20 protein-coding genes, 1 tRNA gene and 1 pseudogene are annotated in these 25,520 nt (G+C 58.6%); 14 read left to right on the top strand and 8 right to left on the bottom strand.

What is annotated here, in order from left to right; translation table 11 throughout:
• Positions 1-14 precede the first annotated feature (14 nt).
• Genes AB3X07_RS17205 through AB3X07_RS17195 form a run of 3 tightly spaced genes read left to right on the top strand, consistent with a single transcriptional unit; the run spans position 15 to position 3,829 of the window.
• On the top strand, positions 15-230 hold the full coding sequence (locus AB3X07_RS17205) for a DNA modification system-associated small protein (protein WP_082346685.1): 216 nt from the start codon (positions 15-17) through the stop codon (positions 228-230).
• Positions 220-2,298 (top strand): DNA sulfur modification protein DndD, encoded by a 2,079-nt coding sequence (dndD, locus tag AB3X07_RS17200; protein WP_184411630.1) that lies wholly within the window; start codon positions 220-222, stop codon positions 2,296-2,298. The genes AB3X07_RS17205 and dndD overlap by 11 nt, the downstream gene beginning before the upstream one ends.
• Position 2,299: 1 nt before the next feature.
• Complete coding sequence (locus AB3X07_RS17195) at positions 2,300-3,829, top strand: DndE family protein (protein ID WP_369939901.1); 1,530 nt, start codon at positions 2,300-2,302, stop codon at positions 3,827-3,829.
• Positions 3,830-4,011: 182 nt separating this feature from the next.
• Here the strand turns inward: AB3X07_RS17195 and AB3X07_RS17190 are convergent, their stop codons facing one another.
• The 3 genes from AB3X07_RS17190 to AB3X07_RS17180 form a co-directional block, all read right to left on the bottom strand.
• Positions 4,012-4,497, bottom strand: a complete 486-nt coding sequence (locus AB3X07_RS17190; RefSeq protein WP_184411628.1) for a hypothetical protein — start codon at positions 4,495-4,497, stop codon at positions 4,012-4,014.
• Positions 4,498-4,629: 132 nt separating this feature from the next.
• A complete protein-coding gene (locus AB3X07_RS17185) occupies positions 4,630-6,021 on the bottom strand; it encodes a site-specific integrase (RefSeq protein ID WP_184411862.1) in 1,392 nt (463 codons plus the stop codon).
• A 387-nt stretch (positions 6,022-6,408) separates the two neighbouring features.
• Positions 6,409-6,936, bottom strand: coding sequence for a GNAT family N-acetyltransferase (locus AB3X07_RS17180; RefSeq protein ID WP_369939899.1), 528 nt, complete (start codon positions 6,934-6,936; stop codon positions 6,409-6,411).
• Between the two features lie 351 nt (positions 6,937-7,287).
• On the opposite strand from AB3X07_RS17180, the gene AB3X07_RS17175 reads away from it, so the two are divergent.
• From AB3X07_RS17175 to AB3X07_RS17135, 9 genes are all read left to right on the top strand, one after another.
• The gene (locus AB3X07_RS17175; protein WP_369939898.1) at positions 7,288-7,770 is read left to right on the top strand and encodes a JAB domain-containing protein; all 483 of its coding nucleotides are present in this window, start codon (positions 7,288-7,290) and stop codon (positions 7,768-7,770) included.
• Between the two features lie 229 nt (positions 7,771-7,999).
• Positions 8,000-8,950, top strand: coding sequence for a hypothetical protein (locus tag AB3X07_RS17170; protein ID WP_369939897.1), 951 nt, complete (start codon positions 8,000-8,002; stop codon positions 8,948-8,950).
• 406 nt (positions 8,951-9,356) lie between these two features.
• Complete coding sequence (locus tag AB3X07_RS17165; RefSeq protein ID WP_369939896.1) at positions 9,357-9,557, top strand: hypothetical protein; 201 nt, start codon at positions 9,357-9,359, stop codon at positions 9,555-9,557.
• Between the two features lie 107 nt (positions 9,558-9,664).
• Complete coding sequence (locus tag AB3X07_RS17160) at positions 9,665-10,348, top strand: thermonuclease family protein (RefSeq protein ID WP_369939894.1); 684 nt, start codon at positions 9,665-9,667, stop codon at positions 10,346-10,348.
• A 117-nt stretch (positions 10,349-10,465) separates the two neighbouring features.
• Positions 10,466-11,125, top strand: a complete 660-nt coding sequence (locus AB3X07_RS17155; protein ID WP_369939893.1) for a DUF1629 domain-containing protein — start codon at positions 10,466-10,468, stop codon at positions 11,123-11,125.
• 33 nt (positions 11,126-11,158) lie between these two features.
• Complete coding sequence (locus AB3X07_RS17150; RefSeq protein ID WP_369939892.1) at positions 11,159-13,732, top strand: XVIPCD domain-containing protein; 2,574 nt, start codon at positions 11,159-11,161, stop codon at positions 13,730-13,732.
• A gap of 96 nt (positions 13,733-13,828) precedes the next feature.
• A complete protein-coding gene (locus AB3X07_RS17145; protein WP_184411623.1) occupies positions 13,829-14,338 on the top strand; it encodes a hypothetical protein in 510 nt (169 codons plus the stop codon).
• Entirely contained in the window at positions 14,335-15,588 is a 1,254-nt protein-coding gene (locus tag AB3X07_RS17140) for a DGQHR domain-containing protein (RefSeq protein WP_369939890.1), read from the top strand. The genes AB3X07_RS17145 and AB3X07_RS17140 overlap by 4 nt, the downstream gene beginning before the upstream one ends.
• Before the next feature lie 14 nt (positions 15,589-15,602).
• Positions 15,603-16,733 carry a ParB N-terminal domain-containing protein gene (locus AB3X07_RS17135; RefSeq protein ID WP_369939889.1) on the top strand — a complete coding sequence of 377 codons (1,131 nt, stop codon included), beginning with the start codon at positions 15,603-15,605 and terminating at the stop codon, positions 16,731-16,733.
• 17 nt (positions 16,734-16,750) lie between these two features.
• On the opposite strand, the pseudogene AB3X07_RS17130 reads toward AB3X07_RS17135, so the two are convergent.
• Positions 16,751-17,035 (bottom strand): annotated as a pseudogene (locus AB3X07_RS17130) (hypothetical protein).
• A gap of 278 nt (positions 17,036-17,313) precedes the next feature.
• Here AB3X07_RS17130 and AB3X07_RS17125 point away from each other — a divergent pair.
• The gene (locus tag AB3X07_RS17125; protein ID WP_369939887.1) at positions 17,314-18,843 is read left to right on the top strand and encodes a MobA/MobL family protein; all 1,530 of its coding nucleotides are present in this window, start codon (positions 17,314-17,316) and stop codon (positions 18,841-18,843) included.
• A gap of 108 nt (positions 18,844-18,951) precedes the next feature.
• On the opposite strand, the gene AB3X07_RS17120 is transcribed toward AB3X07_RS17125, so the two are convergent.
• The 4 genes from AB3X07_RS17120 to AB3X07_RS17105 all read right to left on the bottom strand — a co-directional run bounded on the left by AB3X07_RS17120 (position 18,952) and on the right by AB3X07_RS17105 (position 23,348).
• Entirely contained in the window at positions 18,952-20,106 is a 1,155-nt protein-coding gene (locus AB3X07_RS17120) for a hypothetical protein (RefSeq protein ID WP_369939885.1), read from the bottom strand.
• Positions 20,107-20,873: 767 nt separating this feature from the next.
• Complete coding sequence (locus tag AB3X07_RS17115) at positions 20,874-21,635, bottom strand: NYN domain-containing protein (RefSeq protein ID WP_369944796.1); 762 nt, start codon at positions 21,633-21,635, stop codon at positions 20,874-20,876.
• A 2-nt stretch (positions 21,636-21,637) separates the two neighbouring features.
• Complete coding sequence (locus AB3X07_RS17110) at positions 21,638-23,170, bottom strand: DUF6538 domain-containing protein (protein WP_369939883.1); 1,533 nt, start codon at positions 23,168-23,170, stop codon at positions 21,638-21,640.
• A gap of 85 nt (positions 23,171-23,255) precedes the next feature.
• Positions 23,256-23,348: transfer RNA gene (locus AB3X07_RS17105), tRNA-Ser, on the bottom strand.
• Positions 23,349-23,604: 256 nt separating this feature from the next.
• On the opposite strand from AB3X07_RS17105, the gene dnaX reads away from it, so the two are divergent.
• Positions 23,605-25,515 (top strand): DNA polymerase III subunit gamma/tau, encoded by a 1,911-nt coding sequence (dnaX, locus tag AB3X07_RS17100; RefSeq protein ID WP_369939882.1) that lies wholly within the window; start codon positions 23,605-23,607, stop codon positions 25,513-25,515.
• Positions 25,516-25,520: the final 5 nt, after the last annotated feature.

Below are 25,520 nucleotides of genomic sequence, written 5' to 3'. Positions count from 1 at the left end.
AAGGAAAAGCAAAGATGCCACGTGATGTCGTAACGCTGTTCGCGCAAGAAGCAGGGAAGAAACTTATTCGTAAGCACTGCCGCCAAATTCGCCTTCCGGTGGAGGACCTGCGCCGGTTGGTTGAAGAAGTAGTCGACAAGAGCACGATGCAGCGCCGACATGGGCTTCATGAAGCTTTTGACGAAGTGTTAGGCGCGACGTATGAAGAGGAATCCGACGATGCATCTTGAGTCGATTAGCCTCCGTGACTGGAAGGCATTCGAATCTGCAACGTTCGAGTTTCCTGCGCCCGGAAAGACTAAAAATGTTGTGGTCATCGGTGGCCGCAATGGGTTTGGCAAAACATCCCTTTTCGAAGCTCTCGCATTGGGCCTCTTCGGTCGCGACGGTTTACGTCTGGTTCTCCGTGCAGGCACTGCCAGCGATGACCAAGGGCGAGCTCAGTCTTTCAAAGAGTTCATGGAGCGCGCGCTCTTCGGGAACGCTCTTGCTAAGGGCCGCAACTCCTGCCATATCGAGCTGAAGTTCATTGACGATGTTGGTGAGCCAATCTGGATTGACCGGACTTGGTATTTTAATGACCACGGCAAGCTCAAATCGGGCGAGTCTGCTGAGCAACTCAGGATCTTTCAAGGTATAGGCCGCCGCGTGGTCGGGCCTGGTCGCACCGAGCACGATGTGGATGGATGGTATCGGGATTGGATATCTAAGACCTTTATTCCCACGTCCTTGGCCGGCTTCTTCCTCTTCGATGGAGAATCTGCTGCCGTATACGCGGAAAGAGACATGGGTTCCCAAGTCCGCGATGGCATAGAAGGACTGTTGGGGCTGAATTGGCTAAAACAGTTGCAGAAGGATCTCCGCGCTTACGCCAACACGAAGCGTAGCCAGGTTCCTAAAGGGGTTAGCAATGAAGCGATCGCCGAACTAGATGCTGCTGTCAATGCTATGGAAGAAGAGCTTGCCGGCTTCGACGAGCGCCTTCAAAAAATCGAGAGTGATATCAGGGACAGTGAGGCCCTTCGGGATGCTCTGACAAGGGAGCTCGGCTATGGCGCGGGCACCCGTAAGCAGCTGGAAGACCTCACGCGCGAGCAGGCCGACTACGAGAAGCGTTATAACTCCGCGCAGGACAAACTCACCGCCGCCGCGCAGGCTGATCTCCCGCTTGCACTTGCCGGTGGGTTACTGCTTTCTCGGGTTGAAGCCCGTTTGGATCAAGAAGCGCGGCTGGACCAGTGGGAAGCCGCTCTCTCCCAAAGAGACAGTAGAACTGCAAGTGTTTTGGAGTTCTTGAATGAGCAACTGCCTACTGTCGAGCCAGAACTTCTGGAGCGGCAGGTGGATAGCGTTCGCGCCGCTGTTGAAAAGGCCCTCGAACGCCTGTGGTTTCCACCGCCGGGCGACGTTGCGGATTCTTTCAGGCATGCGCATGCGCGAGGCCCAATGCTTCAGAGGGTGCTTGACCGTCTTAGGGATGCCAAGGAGGTGTCGTCCTCCAGCATCGTTGAACTGTTGGAGACAATGGAAAGCAGCTCGGCGAAGCTTCGTGAGGTCGCGGCCGTTATTCGTTCCACTGACGGCGCCTCTCCTCAGGTCGAAGAGAAGCGTGACCAGTTGAACGAAGTGAACACCAAAGTTGGTCTGATGCGCGAAGAGCGTGGCTCACTCACCAACATAGTGAAGTCACGGGGGGCCGACCTAGAACAAAAGCGGCGTGAGCTAGGGCGTCTGACCGGTCACTTGGATCAGTCAGAGCGACCTGCTCAGTTGGCGGCGCGTGCCGAGCAAGTAGCAGAAATGCTGGGGAACCTCGTGGACGAGGCTTGGCCTTTGCAGTCGGACGCTGTTGCCGAAGCCATGACCCGAGGCATCCGCGCCATGGCTCATCGAACCGACTATCTGCGGAATGTCACCATCAACGAAGATGGCGCGGTGGAGCTTGAGTCGCCAGATGGCCGTGATTTGCGCCAATACGATTTATCGGCAGGCGAGAAGCAAATTTTCACACAGGCATTGTTTTCCGCGATCGCAGAAGTCTCAGAGCGCACGTTTCCGTTGGTTATCGATACTCCTCTGGGGCGGCTGGACGAGAACCACCGTTTGAATGTGCTGAAGCACATCACGAGTCGCAAAGGTCAAGTCATCTTGATTTCTACGGACACCGAAGTAGTGGGGCAGTATTTGGCAACAATTCGAAACAAGGTGGCCAAGTTCTACATCATCCGAAACAAGGTCGACGGCGGCGTGGCTCGCAGCTGGTGTGAGGAAGGCTATTTTGACGGGCAGGGAGTCTGACATGAGCACTGAATCAAATGACTACCTGACCTTGGAGGTAATCGCTGGAACGGCGTTTCGTTCCACCGCCGATACGGATGAGCTCTCTCAGCGCGTTAAGGACCGGCTCGGATTTGGGTCTTACAACATCCCTGCACGTCTGGCCATCGCTCGGTCACTGGCTATACCTGCGCAGCCTTCTAAGGCAGAGGGCGAGGTGGGTCGGGTTATCAAGGGAGACGTGCTGTTTGGGACGGGTGCTGACTTGGCCAGCTGGGTGTCTCTCCTTATCGAGCATGCCGGCAGCGCGCTTACCATCAAGGATTTGCAAAGCGCGGTCCAGCGTCACTGGGCTCGGGGCATGAAGATTCTGTCCGAGGAGCTTGATGCATCGGATGGCGATAATTCAGAGTTCTGGCGTCGCTTAGCTGAGAGCGCTCTGCCGGAAGTGACGGAGAAGCGGCGCAATCACATCACTTCGGTCGTGGCGGAGGTATTTCGCGGCCCGGTCCCCGTGCGCATTGGTGAGATTGGCCGTGATGTGGCAACCAATGAAGAAGTCATCTGGACTCTGAATGCGCAGGGCGGCAGTCCCCATAGTGCCTTCATGGGCGGGGTAGGCAGCGGCAAGACGCGCACGGCGGCTTATGTGCTGCGGTCTATCGCCGAGCAGACAAACGTGCCCTTGCTGGCCTTCGATTTCAAGGGAGATATGGCGGACCGCAATAACGCATTGGATCGGGCGTTCGATGCGCAGGTCCTTTCGCCGCCAGTGGTTCCCATCCCTTTGGATGTGTTTGCCCTTAAGGATAGGAGCGAGCTAGGCATCATCAACGCTGTCCAGCGTCTTCGTGACAGCTTTAGCAACCTTAAGCAGACGAAGTTTGGTGACCTGCAGCGTCGACGGCTGAACGATGCATTGGAGCAAGCGGTTCGCACTAGAAGCCCGTGCACTCTGAGCGATGTTAGAGACTGTTTGATAAACATCTATGCGTCGGAGGGAGCGAAGGAAGATGGTGCAATAGCCACACTTGTGGACCTCTGCCGTCTGCCGCTATTCGAGCCTAAGATGTCGCCGGAGGACTTCTTCTCAAAGTCTTGGATCATCTCATTGCCCGCCAATGTACCAGAGCTTGTCAGGGTGACGGTTGTCGCACTGCTGACGGATGCTCTGGAGCGCTTCATCAACTCTCAGCAGGACTCCGAAACCGACGGCCAGGGAAATCGTTCCCTCCGCATAATGTGCGTGATTGATGAGGCGCACCGGGCGCTTGAGGCAAAACTGCCCGCTCTTTCTAACCTGATCAGACAGGGGCGCTCGAAGGGGGCAGCGGTCATGCTCATCTCTCAAAAACCGGATGACTTTGAGGGAGTGGATGACGATTTCCTCGATGAGATGGGGCTGGTGGCTTGCTTCGTAACCAACGCTCGAGAGTCGTCTGTGAAGCGCATTTTGGGCGCCGGGGCATCTTTAACGTCACTCAAGACGGGCGAGGCCTTCGTAAGAAAACGCGGAGACGCGAAAGCAAGGAAAGTGTTGGCATGGAGGTAGCAGTTAGGATGGGCGTGGGGGTAGCCCGGCGCCCATCCTTAATCGGCCAAAGTTAAAGGTGTATTTCGACAACACCGACGCTTTCGTGAGTATGGTCGTAATGGAGGATTTGGGGTCTCTCGAGATATCTTGCTCGATGGAATCCAAAAGGTCCATCGGTGGGTCGTCCACAACCTGGATGTTCATCCTCGCGGCACCCCTTGCTTTGCTGCCGTAGGCTGCTCGAGCCAGAAGCTGATTAGTTGGAACGATTTGGACTTAGGATCATTCAGGATGGAGATCGTGTCCGTCATGGTGATCTTTTCCCAATTCTTAGGGTTGGTCACTAGGTCGGCGTAGTAGCCAAGCACGGAAACGCGCCGAAAGTGGCGAAACCAAACTTCCAGTTCCTCGGGTGAACGGATGTAGTTGTAGTGGCCTGTGACCTCTACGAGTGCAAACGGATAGTGGTGGGCCGAAACCAGGACAACATCGCCTATGGCCATCTTGTGCGCGAAGTCCCAGTAGTCGCGTTGCGTCTTCTCAATTGCGGACGGGTCAACGTCGGTCAAGTCTCCAGGTGGGTCGGCAAAATCCAGACCGATGAATCCCAGGCCTAGCGCCTTCGCCACATAGGACACGGCCTGTGCCGGCTCATTAGGATGAAGCTGCATTCTCCAGTAGGCCATTTCTTCCCCTCTTGGGTGACTGTCTCGTCTGCGGAATGTGCGCCAAGTCGGTCCTCTGAACCGTGAAGCAATGGCCCTGATTATGCCGTCCTTGGCGTGGCAGTCGTCCATTCCTTTAATTGCCGCTTGGTCTCATGGGTAGAACTTCCGTGGATCGGCTAAAGTCGCTTTGAACTGTCCCGCTTGGTAAACCGGCAACGTCACATTGGGCCGATACTGCTCCAGCACCGTAATTTGCTTTGCCCGGGCAAAGGCCGGCTTCTTGTGGAAGTAAGCCTCGTGCAGCACTGGCACGGCCTTGCTAATCGAGTGGCCAGTGACCAAGGCAATGTCTTCGTCGGCCATACCCAAGTGATGAAGTTCTGTGGCGATGGTGTGCCTGAAGGCATGGAAGCCCACCCCTTTCGCAAAGCCTAGGCCTTTCATGTAAGCGCTGAACTGGCTCAGGACTCCTTGGCTGTATCGCGTGTTGGTTTCGCCGGTATCGCGCCTCACTCCGGCAGAGAGGTGCGGGAAGAGGCGGGGGTGCCCGCAGGCCCGGATGTCGTCCACAAAGGCTAGGAACCCGGCGTCCAGCAGCGGTTGGGGGATGGGCAAGGTTCGAACCGCTGCTTTGCCTTTTAGGCTTTGGCGGCTTCGATTCCTGTCTTTATGGCTAAGGTCCGCGTCAACAGTCTTTTGGATGCGAATGCACCACACACCGCTCTCCTGAACGACGTCCGCCAACTTGAGCTGAGCGACTTCGTTGATACGTGCGCCGGTATAGAGCCCAATCATCGGCACCCACCAGCGGTGAGGTGCTTTCATCGCCCAAGGAATGAACGTTTGAGGAGCGAAGATGCGCTGAAGGTCTTCCTCATCGAACAACCTCTCTGCTTTGTTTGGATCGACGACCAGGTCCTTCTTGACCTCGGAAAACACCCGCATCGGGGAACCCACGATGGCTTTGACGTTTTCCAGTCGGCCAAAGAAGGTGACAAGGAATCTTCGATGTTTCTCAAGCGTCGCGGGTGCTGGAGGGCTAACGTGCAGCCGTTTGCCTTCCGCCACGGCTTGCTCAAATGTCCAGGTGCGATATACCGGATTGGAAAGGAATAGTGGTGGCGCCCACCGCATCAATTCCCAGAGCCGGTAGATGTGGGCATGATCAATGCGAGAGACAGGAATGTCGCCGCAGGCCATCTGGAGGAGCTTTAGGGTGCGGGTGGTCCCCTCGATAGTGTCGCGAACCAAGCCCATGCGTTCGCGGTCGGCCAAGTAGTCTCGGATCTCGACGGACAACAATCGGGCAGGAGCAGCGACGGGGAGCGGCTCTGGGTAGCGCGTTGCGTTCTTACCCAGGCGGGCACGGCGGGCTCGTTCGCATGCGTCGTTGATGATTTCCTGGGCGTGGATGGCCGCCTCACGGCCGGCGACAATCATCTCGCCGATGCGGACACGGCCGATGCGAACGTTGGTGAGTGTGAGCGTGCCGGTGGGGTCGGACAAGTAGGAGTTGAGATACTGCGATGTGGGTGAGGTCACTGCGTTGCTTCCATCTGAGAGATGGAAGTAGGGATACGACAAAGGCTGAAATCGTCAACGGGATTTCGAGACTTTTTACAACGCCTGTAGGCGCTAGTAGGGAGACCCTTTTTGCGACTTTCTCCAGGTGTGTCGTCCCGCCCGCCTTGGAGGTTAAAGTTATATATGAATCAATGGTTTGATATTCTGCAGAGCGCATTTTCCCACGGTCATTAGCGTACCGTTTAAAGTAAATAAGCTAACTAAATGGCTTTGAGGGCCTGGCTTTAAGATGAATGAATCTTAAATGTTAGCCTATTATTGTTAGTTTGATTTATTGCTCTAAGGGGGAGGGTGATGCCGCTGGCTCAGAAATTTCTCATGCACAGGGTGGGGACACTTGGTGCTTCACGAAACGCCTGTGGTGCGGAGCGGGACCGATGGTCGTTCGTCCGGCGGGATGCTCGAGCAGCGCTGTGTCGGTGCCTCCAGATCGAGTGCCATATCCCAACGGTCCAAGCCAGCACTGTAGCCATCTGGCATTACTTGCTTCACAACGAAGCCAAAGCGAGCGTAGAAGGCCTGGGTGTGTTGGCTGGTGTCCAACACGACTTGCTCGATGTCCGGTCTCAGGCGCAACGCTTCCAGCCGAGCCAAGAGCAGCATGGTCCCCAGTCCTTGTCGATGCAGCGTCGGATGGACCATGCCCCAGCAGAGGCTTGCCGTCGTGCCATCCGTGCTGATGGAGTAGCCCCCGCATGCAATCACTTCCCCCGCACATTCAATGACTCTGTAGTGCCAAGCGGCGGCATGGTGCGTTAGAAATCGCATGAAGTCAGGGCGTTCCTCAGCGCTGAAGAACGCCGGCACGTTGCCATCGAACAGCGCCAGGCAGGCACCAAAGTGTTCAGGGCTGTAGTTTCGAATCGTATCCATGCCTCCAGTTTGCCTCAGACACGCAAGCGCCTCGCAAAGGCAATGCGCAAAGGCCAGATCCTCAGGGCGCTGACCCATCAAGTCCACTGGCCGAGAACGCCTGCTGTCCTCCTGCCCACTCAGGTCGGTATTTGCCACTTGGGCTGGGTTTCAACGCATTTCATCTCCACCAACGCTGGGCCTCTTAAAGGGACCATAGCTTCGCTGTCCCGACCGCAAGGGCAGGCCTCCTCCACGTTGTTCCGGCCCTCCGCTGCGCGCCTAACGGTGCTCACTCCCGGGTGCGGTCGAGCCTGGCGCTCCGCCTGCCGGTTCCCACGAGGCGCACAACGCGCTGGTGGAGAAGAACCGATGAAGCGCAGCACCAAGGACCGCACGGCCCAATACCAGCTCCAGATGGACGAAGAAGGCATCCTGCTCGCCGCCGCCACCATCCTAGAGCAACGCCTCCAGCGGCTGGGCCGCATCGACAGCCCCGAGCAGGCCGGCAGCTACCTGGTCGCCCGCTGCGCCCACCTGCCTCACGAAGTCTTCGGCGTCGTCTTCCTCGACACCAAGCACCACATCCTGGCGACCGAGCACCTCTTCAGCGGCACGACCGACGCCTGCGAAGTCCACAACCGAGTCGTCGCCAAGCGCGCCTTGGACCTCAACGCTGCCGCGGTCATCCTCTTCCACAACCACCCAAGCGGGAACCCGGAGCCCAGCCAAGCCGACCGCCAAGTCACCGAGCGACTGAAGCAGGCGTTGGCGCTTCTCGACATCCGGGTCCTCGACCACCTGGTCATCGGCGGCCGGCAGCACGTCAGCCTGGCCAGCAGGGGGTGGGCATAGCCCGCCCCTTCACCTATGTGGTCTGCCAAGGCTAGACTGCGAGCGTCAGGAGCACCACCTGAAGCAAGAGATCAGCGTGTTTTGCGCGGAACCTGTTGGTAGGATGAAGATGACAAACAGCCTGGTGCAGGTGCTGTAGCCACGGTCTGCGCGATAGGCGGGGCGGCGTAAATTCGGATAATCTGGTGAAATCAGCTATCTACTCAGCGGTGTAATCAAGGAGGATTGTATGGGTGTGCTGAACGTCTGTTGCTATCCAACAAAGCTGGCGCTTCATGCTGCCGATCATGCCTACATCGAGTGTGGAGGCGGGAGCTACGGTTGGGGATGTTGGGGAGGAAAAAGTGGCGGAACCACTGTTCGCTCCGCCCACGGCAGCACGAAACGCGCAGATGCAATAGGCGAGCCCGATGAGCGGGCAGGCGTCACTCACTACCTTATCAATGGGGTCTGCCACCAATCGGCTAACCGGATTCTCATGCCAGCACTTATCACTGCGAACGGAGTTCGCGGCCACCTTTTGTCGGTTTCTATCTACGGCCTTTTCGGTCGCCCGTCAGCTGGGTTTGGCATGTTCAAAGCGCCTCTTTACACGCGAGCAGGGGTGTTTGGTGACTTGGATGTATGTCTATACCAAGGCATACAAACCTCCTCGCAGTCGCGAGCGTTTGCTGAGCGCAGTTTCATAGATGAAAGTGTCAGCCTGGCTCGAGAGATTTATCCCGAACTCGTGCTTGATACTGATGCCATTTGGGGCGCGAGTCAGCAGGCAGCTGGGGAGCCGTGGAGCAGCTATGAAGCGGAGAGGGCTGCAAAATTCCAGATTGAAAGCTTCAGACTATTGGTTCGGCATCGTGCAATCGTCACTGGCAAGCGGTTCGCAGTTGCGCAGTATCATGAGGTGATGAAAATTCGCGAGCAATTCGAGAGCTCGCGGGAGGCGATCGAGCGAGAGTTCGTCGAAAGTGGACAGGGCGGCTGGTACCGGTTTGTTAGGAATTTTGATCAATTAACACAAGAGTTCCAAGCAAGTCTTTCCGCGATCTTGTCGGGTCAGGAATATGAAGCTCTACTTGACATTTCTTCCGATCACCGCATGGTGCTATCCGACCCAGATATCGTTGAAAACATCTATGGACCAGAGTCAAGACCAAGGGGACCCGGAAGCAGGGGGCCCTGAATACGGGCGGCGATTGAGCCGCCAGGAATACGACCTGCGAGCGATATCGCTTCATGAAGAGCAGGCGCCGATTCCTGCGCGGGCTGATCGTGACAAATTGAGACGTGCTGAACTCGATTTGATGGTTGACCATACGTTAGGGGTAGGCTTTCCTCCAGACCAGAGAAATGCGCTTTGGAGAGCTCAGCAGAAGTTGGATAGAAGTAGCCTCGGTCGCTTAATTATTGGGTTGCTCGTGAACCCATTGGCGCCATCTCGATACTTGGTTAAAGCACAGGTAAGGGAGTTCTCGAAGATTCTTGATCGACGGAGCGTCTGCGCTTTCCTCGGGATCAGTGAGAAGGATTACGAAAGGCTGATCTGACGCAAGAACATCTTTTAGGTGTGGGCCGTCCATGGAACAGGAATGAAGGCGTTTCACGTGCGCGGGATGGTATGGGCAGCAGACGGCAAGCGTCCCGCATTGCCGAGTGAAGCCACGGTAGGATGCGAGAGCGAAGAGGGTATCGCCGATGCCCTGAGCGATACATACGGCTGGCTGGTGAGCACCTTCGTTGTCGTAGAAGGGACCGACGGCGACCACACCAGGAATGCAAGTCTGGGTTGAAAGATTTTCGTCTGGTCGGCGCGCCTTTGCCACTTCCGCTAAAGTGTCGGATCCTGTTTGAACGGGCGCTCGCGACCCGAGCGTGCGCTTAGAGGAAGTCATTTTTGATGGTGTTGAAAGGTCGGGTGATTCTGCTTTTGGTTTTTGCTTCGGTTCCTGGCGTGGCAGGAGAGCTGGTTGGTCGCGCGACCGTCACGGACGGCGATACCCTCACCGTGGCCAAGCAACGCATCCGCTTGTGGGGCATTGATGCCCCGGAAAGCGCCCAGCAATGCAACACCAAGAACGGGCGCTCCTGGCCCTGTGGCCGGCGGTCCGCCGCCGCGCTGGACGGCTATGTGCTGGACAAGACCGTTCGTTGCCAGCCCAAGGACACCGACCGCTATGGGCGGGTGGTCGCGGAGTGCTTCGTCCAAGGGCAGTCGGTCAATCGCTGGATGGTGAGCTCCGGTTGGGCGGTCGCGTATCGCCAATACGCCACGGCGTTCATCGCTGACGAAGTCGGCGCGCGCCAGCAGCGGCGCAACCTCTGGCAAGGGACCTTCCAGCTGCCCGCCGACTACCGGCGCGGCAAGCGGGATCAGGCAGCCCGCCAGGCCCAGGTGGCCACGCCACCCATGCGCAGCGGATGCCGCATCAAGGGCAACATCTCCCGTCAGGGCAAGAAGATCTACCACGTGCCCGGGCAGCGGGACTACAAGCGCACGAGCATCGACCTGAGCCGCGGCGAGCGGATGTTCTGCAGCCCTGAGGAGGCCGTGCGGACAGGGTGGGAGCCGGCAAAGCGCTGAGTCCCTGGGACACAGCACGGGTGGCGGTAGGCGTGTCACGACCCTTGCCGATTTGTCTGCCCAAGGTGCGGACGATAGCGCTAGACTCCGGTCACAGTAGTCGATGGACGTGAGCCTATGGACGGGGTGCAACGCATGGAAACCAAGATGACCAATCAGCCCAAAAAGGGAGAGTTTTTCGAGTTGCTGCCGGACGCCAGGCGTGGGGGAAAGGGCCACGGGGTGATCTTCGAAAATGAGCAGGCTCTGTTGACGCCGCCCCGGCTTATTTTGCAGCCGGACGAAGGTGGATTTCCTCCGTTGAGAGAGACGCCACGATTGATCTACGACCCAAAGGAAGGAGCGTTGCCTCAGGATCTTGAGGGGGGCTTCAGTGGCTATTGGCTGGTCTCCGAGCGACTCCGCAATGTGATGGAATCTGTGGATGCGGATGCCTTTGCTTTTGCTGATACCGACTATCGCTTGGCCGATGGTTCCAAGGGGCCGACTGTCTTTCTATGCGATGTTGTTCGCACGTTAGATGCTTTGGATGAGGAAGCCTCGGAGCTTGATATAAAAATCGGCGACGATTACGAAGCTGGAAAGTATTACAGCCTTGCAGGCGGTAGCCGATTGGCTTTCAGGCGTGACGTGCTCGGAAATGCGCATGTATTTAAGCTTCCGTTCAATGATGGCGTATTTTGCGATCGGGTATTCAAGGAGGCGGTTGAGGCCGCCGGAATTGGCGCCAATGGGAATTCCGACGGGCTATGGTTCTACGACGTTGTGAATCGTTGATGCGCCGAATACGAGCAGGGAAGAGCTTAGTTTATGTCGAAATATCGGACGCTTTTTCAAGATCATCACGAGATCGAGCAACAAACGCTTAAAAACAGTAAGTTGCTTGCGAAGCTGCAAGAGACCGGTCGGTTTGATATTCATGCGCAGGAAAACCGCATCTTCCTGCCGTCCGATCCGAAGTTCGCTCAATCTCTAGGTATTTCGCCGCACAGCGGTGGTCCGCTTGGCGCCTATCAGTATGGCGTAATTAAGCAATTGGAAGAAATTCAGGCAACTCGAGATGGTCGAGCGGCTTTGCGAGGTGACCCTGAAGCGTTGAATCGCGTGGCCCAGCGTGTGGAGCAGTTGCGCGACACTCTTGCAGTTGGCCTGATTAACAATGACTTGAACACCAACACACCGCTTGGTCTTACCCCTGCTCAGGCCAGCCTGAAAACTCAGAGCTTTCTGCAAAACAGCTCAGACTATCACCAAGCGCATACTCAACAGCTTGGTGTTCTTAAAGGGCTCACCGGAGTTGATCGTGGTTGGGCCGGTGTGACGAACTCTGAATCTCGCATCGTCACTACGCTCAGTCAGATTCAGCTCAGCAACACCGCCATCATTCGAGGCGGGGACATCGAACTTCAGCGCAGCGGGTTGTCGCTCGCGATCGCCAATGCCCACCACGATGGGCGCGTGGTCTTGTCTGAGCAGGGCATCCTCAAGGTCGAGCAGACCCTAGGTGAGGAAGCCGCACAGAATCTTCGCGTGCCCCGCGGCCAACGTGGCGAAGTTGCCATGCAGTTGCTGATGGGCGAGGCGTCCGCGCGCGGCCTGACCCGTGCCGGCGGACTCCTGGCGACGGGGGCCGATGCGGTGATGACCGCCCGCACGGCTTCGGCGCTGATGGAGCAGGGCAACACCACGGCGGCGCAGTCGGAAGTTCAGCACGCCATTGCTCGCAACGCGGGTGGCTGGGCCGGCGGCGCGGCCACCTCGGCCGCGCTGGGCAGCAGCAGCGGGTTTGTGCCTGCGGCGCTGGTGGTGGGCGATGCGATCTTGATGAGCAAGGCCTTCGACAAGGCCGTGGACCTGAAAGAAAACCGAGACATCTTCCACCAGACCGACAAGGCGGGGGTGGACTGGCAATTCAACGGCCGCAACTGGGAGCGCCAAGGCCAGCTGCAAGAAGGGCAGGGCAAGGCGGTCGAGCAGGACGTGGTGGCCAGCTACGCGAAATCCCAGGAACTGGGCGCGATGGCCAATGCCAAGGCTGTTGAATTTGCTTTGGGCAAAGCGCCCCCGCCGCAGGACCCGTTCAATTTGCCGGCCCAGCCTGGCGATCGGATTGGGTTAGACAACCAGAACTGGCACCGCAATCCAGACACGGAGAAGTGGGAGCGCCAGGTCAAAACCGGCGTGACGGGGGCGGATGATCGCGGCGTCTACGAGCCGCAGATCGCGAACGCAGAGCAGACGCAGCGCCTGAATCAGGAGGCTCTGTCCCGGATCGAGGGCAACATCGCCACTGGCCGCGAGGCCATTGCCCAGGCCTACCTGGAGAGTCACGCTGCCCAGCGAGGGCAGGACTATGGGGTGGCGGTGCCGGCGGCGGTGGAAAGTGCTCGTGCCCAGCAAGACCGGGTGCAGGGCCACGATGGTCAGACCTACCAGCGCAACGAGGCCGGGCAGTGGCTCGGCAAGGACGGAGTGGCGACCGGCAACCTGGCGGCGGAGCTGGAGCTCACGAACCAGATGCGCCAGCCGTCCCTGGAGCGCGCCCAGGAAACCCTGGCGGCCATTGAGGCTCGCCCAGTGCCCACGGCGGCGCAGATGGAGCACAACGAGCTCCTGCATCGGTATCGAGCCGCTGGCGTCGACCTCAACGCGCAGGAGCACAATCTGCAGGCAGTGGAACTCGCCACGCAGCGGACAAAGGACGCTGAAGGCCTCGCCGGTCCGACGATTCAGAAGTTGAAGCCCAACGAGCAGGGCCAATACGGCTACGACAGTCCGATCGCACACTTCAAGGTCGGCCAGGACGGCGTGGCCCATCAAGTCGCGGTGACCACCTCCGAGGAGCTGCGCCAAGCGAAGGCCGAGTTGGGCCAGCCCGCTGTGGCGCACGTGCCGACGTTGGCGACGGTCTCTGTGACCGCGCCGAGCCGCAGCAAAGAGCCTGAGGCCGAACCGGCGCAGGAGAAGGACGCAAACGGTCCGATCCTGGCCGACAACCCCGCGCATCCAGACCACTCGACCTACCAGACGATCCACTCCTGGGTCAGCGGCACGGGTAACTGGAACGAAGAGGAAAGCCGCAACGTCACGGCGGCGCTCTACAAGCAACAGGTTGAGGATCCGCTGGTGAAACGGGTGGACCGGGTGACGGGTGCGCTGGGCAAGGACGGAGCGGAGAACGTGCTGGCGGTCTACGCGCCGTTCGGTGACAAGCTGCCGATCTTCCACGCTCGGGTGGATGGCAGAGAGGCGGCTCAGCAGCCGGCGGAGCAGAGTCTGCAGCAGGCGGAGGTCATCAAGCAGGATCAGGTCCGCCAGCAGGCGCTGGAGCAAACCCAGCGACAGACTCAGCAGCAGGAGCAAGGGCCGCGAATGACACTGTAAGAAATAGGCATCGTAAGCCCTGCCAAATGAGTCTATGCCGTTACCTTTGTGAAATGGTGTTTCGTCACGCTAAAAATGTTCCAGGAGGAGGGGGCTTTGAAGGGTAAATACAAAGATTTGATCGCTGATACAGATCGTGTTGCGGCCTATCAGCGCAAATTCAACGTGGACACCGCGCGCTGGAAGACTTTCCGCTCCCCGATCACGTTGACTTGGTCAAAGCTGCGATTCTCCGAGGCTAACCGTTCAAATATACCAAAAGAGCGAGGGCTGTATGCGTTTACCCTTGCCCATGAACCGTCTGGATTCCCGAGCCATGGATTTATCATGTATATAGGAATTACTGGCGACACATCTAATGCGACCTTGAGGACGAGATATAGCCAATATTTGGCCAATCTGCGCCGCGGCAATGGGAGGCCAAAGGTCTATGGGATGCTTTCACGGTGGGATGGCGACCTGTTTTTCAATTTCGTTCCGGTCCCTGATAAAAATGTCAGTTTGACAGCTATCGAGGATGAGCTATTGGCAGCAGTGTTGCCGCCTGTGAATGACTTCTATATCAAGGCGGGACTAAATTCGATACTTAAGGATGCTTGGTCATGATAGGTCATGGTGAACTTTTTGTTCCAGCTCTAAGGGCGGCCTTTGGTGATTGGATTTACTACTCCTGCTTAATGCCTCTTTCTGAATTGGCTTCTCGGGTAAGCTACGCTGAAGAAATTCATCAGGACAAAGCACTTTCGAGGCTTATTCAGCGATCATTGGAAGGCACACGAGCCGCCCATATATCTGAATATCTGGAGAGAACTGAGCAGCGCTTTTTTAACTCGCTCGTTGTTGCGACTTATGGTGAAAGACCGAAGTGGCTAGAGATTGGAAACTTTCATGAGCAATCAGAAACCGGAATACTTGGCCGAATTGACCCGCAAGAACGGGATGTCTTCGGATACTTGGCGCTGTCCGGCCGAGAAAAGATCTTCGCTGTTGATGGTCAGCACCGCCTTGCCGGCGTAAAACGCGCTGTCTCTGAGGGCACCGACTTTGGTGTCGAGAGAATTTCCGTCCTCTTCGTCGCGCACAACGAAGCGCATCGAGAGAGAACGCGTCGCTTGTTCACTACCTTGAACAAAACAGCTCGTCCTGTCGGCAAGCTCGACATCATTGCCCTCGATGAGGACGACAGCATGGCAATCATCACGCGTCGTTTAGTAGAGGCCCATGCTTGGTTCAAGAGTCCGAAGATAGCTGTGATTTCCAGTGTATCGCTGCCCGTTACAAATCGATCAGCACTTACGACGATCGCCAATCTCTACGATATTCTCAGGCTCATATTCAAGTTCAAGGAGGGGAAGAAGTCAGATCGCGCCCTTCGATTCTATCGTCCTAAAGACAGCAAGCTTGCTGAGATGGCAAAATATGCTGAGGACTACTTTACTTCTCTTCAGGATGCCTTCCCCCCTATCAAAGAGCTTTTCCGGGCGAAGGAAGCGGGCCCGGTAACACAAAAGCACCGTGGCCCGCATGGGGGACACCTTTTATTTAGGCCTGCTGGTCTGGAAGCTTTTACTCAGATTGCCGTGGAATATGCATTGAAGCATCACTGCTCGCTATTCGAAGCAGTTTCTGTTCTTAAGGAAATTCCAACGGATCTTGCGGCACGTCCTTACAGAGATGTCTTGTGGGACCCCGACAAAAAGACGGTCATTAGCAAAGGAAAGCCTCTGGTCAAAGACCTGCTTCGCTACATGGCAAGGCTCATACCGTCCACGGGCGTGAAGGAGCGGTATGATTTGGCATTAGGAAAGCCTCGCGCGCTTCCGCCCAGATTGAAAATCCACGATGGCCTTAACTGAGATTAGGATATCCAGTGTATACCGACCAGCTTAAGACTCAGAAAGTCAATATTAATGATATTTTTTTGGATCCGAATAATCCCCGCTTTTGGATGGAATCGGCGCGCGCCCCTGTGAAGGATGGTCGCATTAGAGAGGCCGGAGTCCAAAAGCGCACGGTGCAGGAGATCGATAAACATGGTATCGAGGATCTATATCACAGCATCCTGCGTAACGGATTTCTGCTTATGGACCGTATCGTCGTAAGGCAGCTAAAGGATGCTTCTGGTAAGTATGTGGTAGTGGAGGGCAATCGCCGTTTCCGTTCCTTGTGTAAGCTCCGTGCTGATATCGCCAATGAACGAGTTCAAGAGGCTAATGTCTCGCCGGATGACCTCGCCGGCTTGTTGAAAAGCACCAATAGCCTAGAGGTGTTGGTCTATGCAGGTGACGAGGCTGAAGACATCTCTTGGATGTTCCAAGGAATTCGGCATATCAGTGGCATCAGGGATTGGGAACCGGCGCAACGCGCGAAGCTGGTGGCTGACCAAATTGATACACATGGCAAGACACTGACTGAGGCCGGGCAGCATTTTGGTCTTTCAGCGATCCGTGCTGGGAGGCTTTATCGGACTCATCGTGCCCTCAGTCAGATGGCCCGTGATGAAGAATTTTCCGGAAAGGTGCGAAACGACTATTTCTCACTCTTCGAGGAGGCCTATCGCAACACGACGATTCGTGGTTGGCTGGGTTGGAGCGAGCAGGACAACAACTTCGAAAATGCAGAAAATCTGAAGCGATTCTATTCTTGGATTACTCCGGACGAGGAGAATCAAAACCGCCGCCGCGTCCATGACCCTAAACAGCTGAAAGATGTGGCCTTCCTCATCGAAAACGATCACAAGACCCTGCTCAGCCAGATGGAGGCGTTCATCCTCCCTATTGGCGAAGCTCGCTTAGCAGCCAGTGCTGGGGAACCGAAGTCCCAGGACTGGCGTTTAGCTATGCGCACTTGCGAGAACACATTGGCGGAGCTGCCCCAGTCTGCCATGGCCGATGACCCAGAGGATTTCCTTGAATCGTTACAGCTCTTAGAAAAAGTGGTCGCGACGCGCATCAAGATGGTTGAGGTGGTGATTGCGGAGCGTGAATCCGATGACGTCTGATCCGAACTCGGCATCATTCACCGTTGGTGATCAGTCTGGACTCCTATCTTGATGCTGCCACGCATGCTGGCTTCTGTTCTGACCTCATGAGCATGCCGGCGTTCGGCATGGATCAGCAAAGCGTCTACCAGTTCTGCATCATCCAGCTGATGAACTCCAGCCAAGAAGACCATATCCGTCACGCGCTGCCGTCGTTTCATCTCCTCGCGCTTCGCCGTTTCCTATGCCTTCGCTTGGCGACGTTGGTTGGCTAGAACTTCTTTGGCTTGCAACTGCGCCAGTCTCTCGGTGGCGCGCTGGATTTTCTGGTGGTAGGCTCAGTCATGCTTTTCTCCTATGGGTGCTTACGAGTCAACCAGAGAAATGGCTCTCGTCAAGCTCGCGCATGCTTGGAAATTTGCGCTCCCTCAAGATCAAAAAATATCTGAAAAACAAGGCTTAAAAGAAAGAAGCAAGGGCGCACTTAGGCATCCTAGCGGATGCGTGCGCCAAGGGCTGCGCCCCTGGAACCCCAAGCCTCTGCGAGGCTTGCCAACAGCAAAAGATGGTTCATAAAGAACCTGTTTTCACAGGAGTCTTTATGGCCATCTTTCACACCTCAATCAAAACCTTTAGCCGAGGCAAAGGTCAATCCGCCGTCGCAGCAGCCGCCTACCGGGGCGGCTTGCTGCTGTCCGATGTCGTCACCGGACAACAACACGACTACCGCCGCCGGAGCGGGGTCGTTGAGACCTTCTGCCTCGCTCCCCCGGATGCCCCGGATTGGGCCTTGGTGCCCGATGAGCTCTGGGCTGTCGCGGAAGCCGCCGAGCGTCGCAAAGACGCCACAGTAGCTCGTGAGTTCGAACTGTCGTTGCCCCACGAGCTCTCGGACGAGCAGCGAGCCCATCTGGCGTTTGCCATCGCCGAGGCCTTGGTCGACCGATACCAGTTTGCTATCCAGGCGAGCATCCACTCCCCGGGAACGCCGGATGGGCTCAACCACCATGTCCACTTGCTGGCGAGCACTCGGCGTATTGGGCTGGATGGCTTTGGCGAGAAAACGCGGGAGCTGGACGGCGGTGCGTTCGGAAAAGTACAAGTCCAGTGGATCCGGGAAATGGTGGCCGAGACGACCAACGCATACCTTGAAGCCGCTGGCTTGACGGTCACGATTGACCACCGCAGCTTGGTGGAGCAGGCTCGGGCAGCCTCCGACCGCGGGAACGAACTCCAGGCCATGGCCCTGTCCAGAGAGCCCACCAAGCATCTAGGTAAGGCAGCGACTGCGATGGCCCGCAAGGGCATGGACAGCCGGTTGGTGGCAGAGAACGACGCCATCGAGGCAGGCAATGCTGAAAACTTAGACCATCTGGCTCTCGACGCCGGCTGGAAGCGCAGGGTGGTTCCAACGCCTGCATCCGACGGTCATGCTCGAGGAGGCCGAACGCCTTCCGTGCGAGGCTTGGTTCCTGGCCTGGAGATTCGAGGCGTGTCCGGGATGCGGCTGCCTCAGGTCCTGGGGCGCCAGCACGAAGCGACAGAGGTGCAGCGCTCAGTCAGTCTCGCCGAGCGGATTGTTCAGGCACTGCGCGACTTGCAGGATATTGTGTGCGTCAGGGCGGACCTGTCGACTGAGCGCATCCGTGCCGGCCTGGAATGGGCTCAGGCTGAACTGGAACGGGCAGGAGAGACCGTCCCATTGCGGCAATGGATCACCAAGGCGGTTCTTCAGGTTCGGGCATTGCAAGCCGCAATCCTCGGGCGCGCCTTGCGCTTGCTCTCGCTGGGGCGGGCCGAACGCCTGCATCACCTCGCACAGCACGAATGGGAGCGCTTCAACACCGACTATCCCATGGGGACCAATGACTACTCTCGCCCCGAGTGGACCCAGCGGCGGGAGCGCCGCCTGTCGGTGTTGGAGCAGCGGAGCAATGAGTTGGAGAAGGCTAGGCTTCGTGGGTCGGCTGCGGCACTAGCCGAGGTGGATGCGGATATTCTTCGCAAGGCGGTCGAGCTGGAAGCGATGCCGATGCCGTCACAGTTCGTTCTTGAGCGCCTTGCGATGCCGTCAGTTGCTGTGGACTCCCCTGCGCCAGTCTTCAGACCTAAGCGGCCAACCGTCCATTGAAATGAAGAGCCCCGCTGACGCGGGGCTGCCTCTCTTGCTGGCTGCGCAGGGAAGTGTGTCTGGGCGAGTCACCGCATGATTTATAGGGCAGGTCATCTCGGGTTTCAATCATGGTTTGGGGTTGTAATCCGACGAGGCCCAGATAAGCAGATCAAGCTCGGCGAGGTTTTTCGCGAGGTAGTTTGGATTCGCGCGGAGAGCCATCCTCAGCTTTTTCGCGAGATCTATGTACTTCGCACCTTCGCTGGATCCACGAGGGCCGCTCAACCGATGTTTGAGTAAAAAAGCATGAACTGGCTTGTTGAGGACGGGGTAAGATTCGGGGAATCGAAGACAAAGCATTTCCGACAGGAAGGCTCGGCGTGCTGGATTAGCCCGCTTGTGAAGGTAGTCCATTGCGCGCCTGACGACATCGTCGCGGTCTCGCTTGGGGGTCTTTTCAATTGTAATGAATGCATTTGCTACTTCCCTAAAGTTTGCCGCCATTCCTAGCCGCTCCCAGCCCTTTCCTTGCAGACGATTGCCCAACTCCATGCTCCAATGGCTGGGTAGTTTTTCGTAAAATTTCTTGTTCGTTATTTCGCCAGCCGCAGTCCGCCTAAGAAGGTCAATGAGTCCTTTTCGGTGCTTGTCATAGGCTTTCAGTTGCTTACGGCGATTCGCAATAAGCTTTGCAGCGCTGGCCGGCCGAGGGAGCTTGAATGTTACGGTTGGAGCCTCCTCGCCGGAGGATGCCTTGTCCTTCTTGCCGCCGACTTTGGGCGGCCGCACTGCTTCCTTGTAAAGCTCCAGCCAGTCCTCTGATACGGGGATCGAAAATTCTTCGATCCAGTCCATCCATGCTCGGACCTCATCGAACTCGCTGGCGGAAATGGATACGAGGATGTTCGCTTCTACATTGCTGTTGAAGGCTGCTTTGCTCAGGTTCGAAGACCCGATGATCATGAACGCGTCCCCGTTCACGTCCTTCCAGATGACCGACTTTGGATGGAAGCCTCCGATGCCGTCGGCGACCAAGAACTCGGCCTTTCGCATCGGGGGGAGCCACTTCAAGACTTTCCGACAAGCATCCTTTCGGGTGATGCCGAAGTCTTTTCCAACAATGAAACGGAATCGCTTGCATTTAGGCGACAGTTTTAGTGTGTCGTCCCACTCGGTCAGGTATGCGGAGACCACATACAACTCTGTCGCTTCTCGGAAGGCCTTGGCATAGTAATAGTCGAGCAAACTTTTTTCATTGCTCTTGTGTAGAAAAAGTTCCATGTTTTCCCTTTGTAGGTATCTCGCAGTGTCATGTCGATGTCCTCTTGCCGCTGCGCTGTGTAGCGAGAGAATTTCTCCCGTTGAGCCGTTTGAAGTTTCAAGGTCTAGATGCTGGCCCGGTTGAGCAGCACCCTGTCGGCCTCAAGCTAGTAGTTCTACTGGTTGATGGGGCGCCGTCGTGATTTGATTGGATCATGTCGCCACTAGGCCAATCATGCTGCTGCAAGATTCTCGCGAGGAGAGTTCACCGAAGGGATGGACCTTTCGATCGCTTTGGCAATGGCAGATGAGGTTCTGCAGGCTGGAGTCCACGTGACTCTCGCCAGTCCTCCACTGAGGGGAACGTGGGCGGTAGTTGCTCGCGGTCAACGGTCGAGGCGCGGGAAGGCGGCCGACTGGTGGGCCTGAGCGTGTAGGAAGGCGGCCGACTGGTGGGCCTGAGCGTGTAGGCATGCTGCGTCTGACCTTGGGATGAGCTGGCAAACTTTCGCATGACTAGCGCGGCCACATCGATGGCGTGCTGCACGTCGATTTCCCTTGCATCGACATCACGCGTATTGCTCTGGGCTATGAGGGTCGGCAATAGACGGCTGGCGATACGAAGCTCAACATTTGCGGGCATAGGATTTCTGAAGCTCTAAGTGTGAAAGATTTTCACATCGAAGCACTAAGCAAAAGATTGGCAAGACACCGAGTCTGCGCTGGTTCACAGATCCTGGAAGTTGCCTTCAATGCCTAGGATTTGGAGACCTGCGCTGGCAAGACGGTCACGTATCTATCGATTCGGTTTGCGGTGCCAGCTTGACCAGCCAATGCCCGCCGGGGGCCTGGGAGGCTGTCAGGAGGTCGTAAGTCTTGATCATGCTCAGCAGGCCGGAGTGTCCATAGGCATTTGGTGAGAATGAGGGGTCTGTTCGTTTCAAGTAGCTGCCAAGCGCACTGACGACGACTTTTCCATCCGCGCTGCCGTCGGCTAGAAGGGCAACGGCATCAACCAGGAAGCGGGGGCGGCGCTTTGGTAGCGGTTTTTGTGGGTCAACCTTTGTTTGTGATTGTTCTTTCAGGACCGGCACCTGCTCCTCCATTTCGGGTTTCTGGTCTGAAGGTCTCCACTCGAAGAACTGGTCGCAGGCATTGCGCAATGCCTCGGGTGTTTTTTCTTCCCCCACGATGCAGACGGTGGCTCCTCGTTCTCGAAGCTTGCGGCAAAGGTAGGCAAAGTCAGAGTCGCTGGTCACTAGGCAAAAGGTGTCCGCTCGTTGATCGAACATTGCCTCCAAGGCGTCCAAGGCCAATGCCATGTCAGCGGTGTTTTTTCCGGCGGCATATTGGTATTGGAGGCATGGAGTGAAGGCCTGTCGGACCAAGGTCTCCTGCCAGCGCTTGGCCAGCGTGGAGTGGTTGCCATAGCCACGGCGCACCACAATCCGCCCGAACTGGGCGGCCATGAGGAGAGCGTGGTCCACGACCTCGGGTGGAACGTTGTCGCAATCCAGAAGGACGGCGACCCGTGTATCGACCGGGTGCATGCTCACGCGTTGCTCCTTGCTTTGTGACGCTTCGTGGGACGGCTGCCTTCGGGCAACAGGTTCGGATTGACCAAAGGGCGCAGCGTTTGAAGGTTGAGTCCGTAGTCCAGCGTCCGAAGGCCAGGGGAGTGAGCCCCCAGTCCTTCCAGCTTTTCTTTGGCGGTGAAGTCGCGGCTGTAAGTGGCATGGTGTTCGTCATCCAGTTCATGGCCGACCAACTGAGCCCTGAGTTCGGACACCACGCCGGCGCCCTGCAATTCTTGGATCAGGGTCTTGCGCAACGAGTGGAAGCCGCGCTTGGCGGTGGGCCAGTTCTTGCCCACCTCGGCCAGGTGCCGGCTAAACGCTTTGGAGATCCAGTTGCCCTGGCCGTTCTTGGCATCGGCTTTGGCCGCTGGGAACAAGCGTTCTTGCCCCTCGGCGCGCGCCTGCTCGACCCAATCCAGGAAGCCCAGGGCAAGTAGGTCAGGGTGGATCGGCACGGTCCTTAAGCTTACGTCCGTCTTCACCTTCTGATGCTCGCCCTCGTCCGAAATCTGGATACAGGGGAGGCCGCCGTCCTCCAATACGTCGGCGGTCAGCAGTTGGCCGACCTCCGAGGCGCGGGCCCCTGTATAGAGCCCAATAAGCGCAGCCCACCGGGCGGCCAGGGACAGGGCCTCGAAGGCGGCCGGGGCAAACAACGCCTGGACCTGATGGGCGTCGTAGGCTTTGAAGCCGAACTTGCGCCGGGTCCGCTTCTCCCGAGTTGAGTAGCTGACATGGCCGGATGCAGGGTTGTCGCCTTTCGGGTAGTGACCGGATGCCTGGGCCCATTCGAAGAACCCGCCCTTGCCGCCGATGTAGGACTGCTTGTTGGTCAGGGTCGGGGTTGAGGCCTTGTTGTCGCGCATGTGCTGATACCACCGGGCCAGGTCCGAGCGGGTGATGGTGTGCAGCTTGGTCTTTTCTCCGAGGAAGCGGGTCAGCAGGTCGATGGCAGTCCGCTTGATGGTCCAGGTCTTGGGCAGCGTGCTGGTCTTGATGCTATCCAGCCAAGCATCCCTGGCCTTGCCCAGGGTGATCGTCTCGATGGCGGGCTTCGTCGTTCGCCCCGGCGTCGGGAGGGGCGGCACGTGCTGATGAATCAGCTCTCCCAAGGCGCTGGGTTGGGGAGCCGTGAGCGTCATGAGTTGCTGGTAGAGGGTGACGTCCTCGGGGGTGTCGATCTGCCATTGCTCGGTGATCGACCCGTCCGCCGAGCGTGTCCTCTTCAGCGTCAGTTCCTGCGGGCATTCGGCGCCGGTCAGGCGCGCGAGTAGCGCATCCAAGTCGTCGTCCCGGGTCTGCATGCGTCGTTCCCTCAACACACGGAAGACTTGAGCATACCGGGCGGCCAGGGTCAGCGCGCGCAGCCGTGCTTCCCGCATGTCGTAGGTGTGCAGAGTGCGTTTGAAGGTTTGGCGGCCCAAGATGGGTTGCACATCGACCGGGACACGCTGGCGATACGACCAGAGGCCGGAGGGGGCTCGAACGAGATGGTGAGGAATGCGCATGGGCGTCGTGTGTCCCGACTTGCGCGTCTGCAGCCCAGTTTTACGCTAACAAAAAACCCCTGATTTCTCAGGGGTTTGCGTAATCTGGCGGAGAGAGGGGGATTCGAACCCCCGAAGCGCGGTTTAGACGCTTACACACTTTCCAGGCGTGCTCCTTCAACCACTCGGACACCTCTCCGGGTCTTGCACGGGCCATACGGTCCGGACAAGGGCGGGAATTCTAGCCGTCATGGGCGTCGTCCACAAGCTGAGCCGTCGGCGGGCGCCGCGGTTGGCGTTCACGGCGTCGTTCATGATGGGCCGCGAGCGCGGTTTCGCATCCCCGCGTCGCGCGGCGGTTGGGCGGTGCGCTCGCGGGGCCCGACGGCGGACGGCTGAACGATCGCGCTGGCCTGGCATGGCACAATGGCGGTTCAGATGAAGACGGTTGCCTGATGTCCTATCTCGTTCTCGCCCGCAAGTGGCGCCCCAAGCGTTTTGCCGAGTTGGTGGGGCAGGAGCACGTGGTCCGCGCGCTCACCAATGCGCTGGACAGCGGGCGCGTGCACCACGCGTTCCTGTTCACCGGCACCCGGGGCGTCGGCAAGACCACCATCGCGCGCATCTTCGCCAAGTCGCTGAACTGCGAGCAGGGCACCAGCGCCGACCCGTGCGGACAGTGCCCGGCGTGCCTGGACATCGACGCCGGCCGCTACATCGACCTGCTGGAGATCGACGCCGCGTCCAACACCGGTGTGGACGACGTGCGCGAGGTGATCGAGAACGCGCAGTACATGCCCTCGCGCGGCAAGTTCAAGGTCTACCTGATCGACGAGGTGCATATGCTGTCCAAGGCGGCGTTCAACGCGCTGCTGAAGACGCTGGAAGAGCCGCCGGAGCACGTGAAGTTCCTGCTCGCCACCACCGACCCGCAGAAGCTGCCGGTGACGGTGCTGTCGCGCTGCCTGCAGTTCAACCTCAAGCGTCTGGACGAGGAGCAGATCCAGGGGCAGATGACCAGGATCCTGGCCGCCGAGCAGATCGAGGTCGATGCCTCGGCGATCGTGCAGCTGGCCAAGGCGGCCGACGGTAGCCTGCGCGACGGGCTGTCGCTGCTCGACCAGGCCATCGCCTACGCCGGCGGCGCGCTGCGCGACGAGGTGGTGCGGGCGATGCTGGGCACGGTCGACCGTACCCAGGTCGGGGCGATGCTGGAGGCGCTGGCCGATGGCGACGGGCAGCGCCTGCTGCAGGTGGTCGCCACGTTGGCCGAGTTCTCGCCGGACTGGAGCGGGGTGCTGGAGGCGCTGGCCGAGGCGCTACACCGCATCCAGGTGCGGCAACTGGTGCCGGGCGCGGCGGCCGCCGCGGTGGATGGCCTGGACCCGGCGCCGTTCGCCGAGCGGCTGCGTCCGGAGGTCGTGCAGCTGTGGTATCAGATGGCCTTGAACGGCCGTCGCGACCTGTATCTGGCGCCGAGCCCGCGCGCCGGGTTCGAGATGGCGGTGCTGCGCATGCTGGCGTTCCGCCCGGCCGGCGCGGCGTCGCTGCCGGCTGGCGCCGCGTCGGGTGCGACCGCGGAAGGTCGCGCGTCCGGCGCGCCGGTGGCGGCGTCGGCGCCTGCCGCCGCGTCGGCGACCGGGGCCGTGGCCCCAGATGCCGTGGAGCTTGCGCGCACCGCGCCGCCCGCTGCCCCGATGATGGCGCCGACGCCGACGCCGACGCCGACGCCGACCCCGGTGGCGGCTACTCCTGCGTCCCGCCCCGCGCCTGCGCCTGCGCCTGCGCCAGTTGCGGCGCCGGCCGTGCTCGATCCGCCATGGGATACCGCAGAAGCAGCGCCCACGCAGCAAGCCAGGCCGTCGATGGCGAATGCCGAGGCGCCTGCTGCCCTGGCCGAGCCGGAAATGGCGATGGTGCCGCCGCTGGCCGTCGCCGAGCGCACGCCGCCCGACTACGCCGCACCGCGCGTGCTGCATGCGGCCGAGGACTGGCTGGAACTGGTCGCCACCTGCGGCCTGACCGGACCCTCGCGGCAACTGGCCGCCAACTCCGCCTTCGTCAGCCATGCCGAAGGCGTGCTGCGGCTGTCGCTGTCGCCGGGTTTCGAATACCTGCAGTCCGAGCGCTCGCTCGGCGAACTGGCCACGGCCCTGGCCGCGGCGCTGGGCAGCACACCGAAGATCGTCATCGAAAGCGGCATCGCGGTCGATGCCGAGACCCTGCACGAGCGCTCGCACCGGCAACGCGGCGAGCGCCAGAATGCGGCCGAGGCCGCGTTCATGAACGACCCGGCGGTGCAGGCGCTGCTGCAGCAGCAAGGCGCGCGGGTCGTTCCCGATTCCATCCGCCCTTACCAAGAGTAGATCGT

Origin of the sequence: Xanthomonas sp. DAR 35659 (assembly GCF_041242975.1) — a bacterium.
Taxonomy (GTDB): domain Bacteria; phylum Pseudomonadota; class Gammaproteobacteria; order Xanthomonadales; family Xanthomonadaceae; genus Xanthomonas_A; species Xanthomonas_A medicagonis.
Note: the sequence above shows the minus strand (reverse complement) of the source record. Positions and strands in the feature narration are given on the sequence as shown.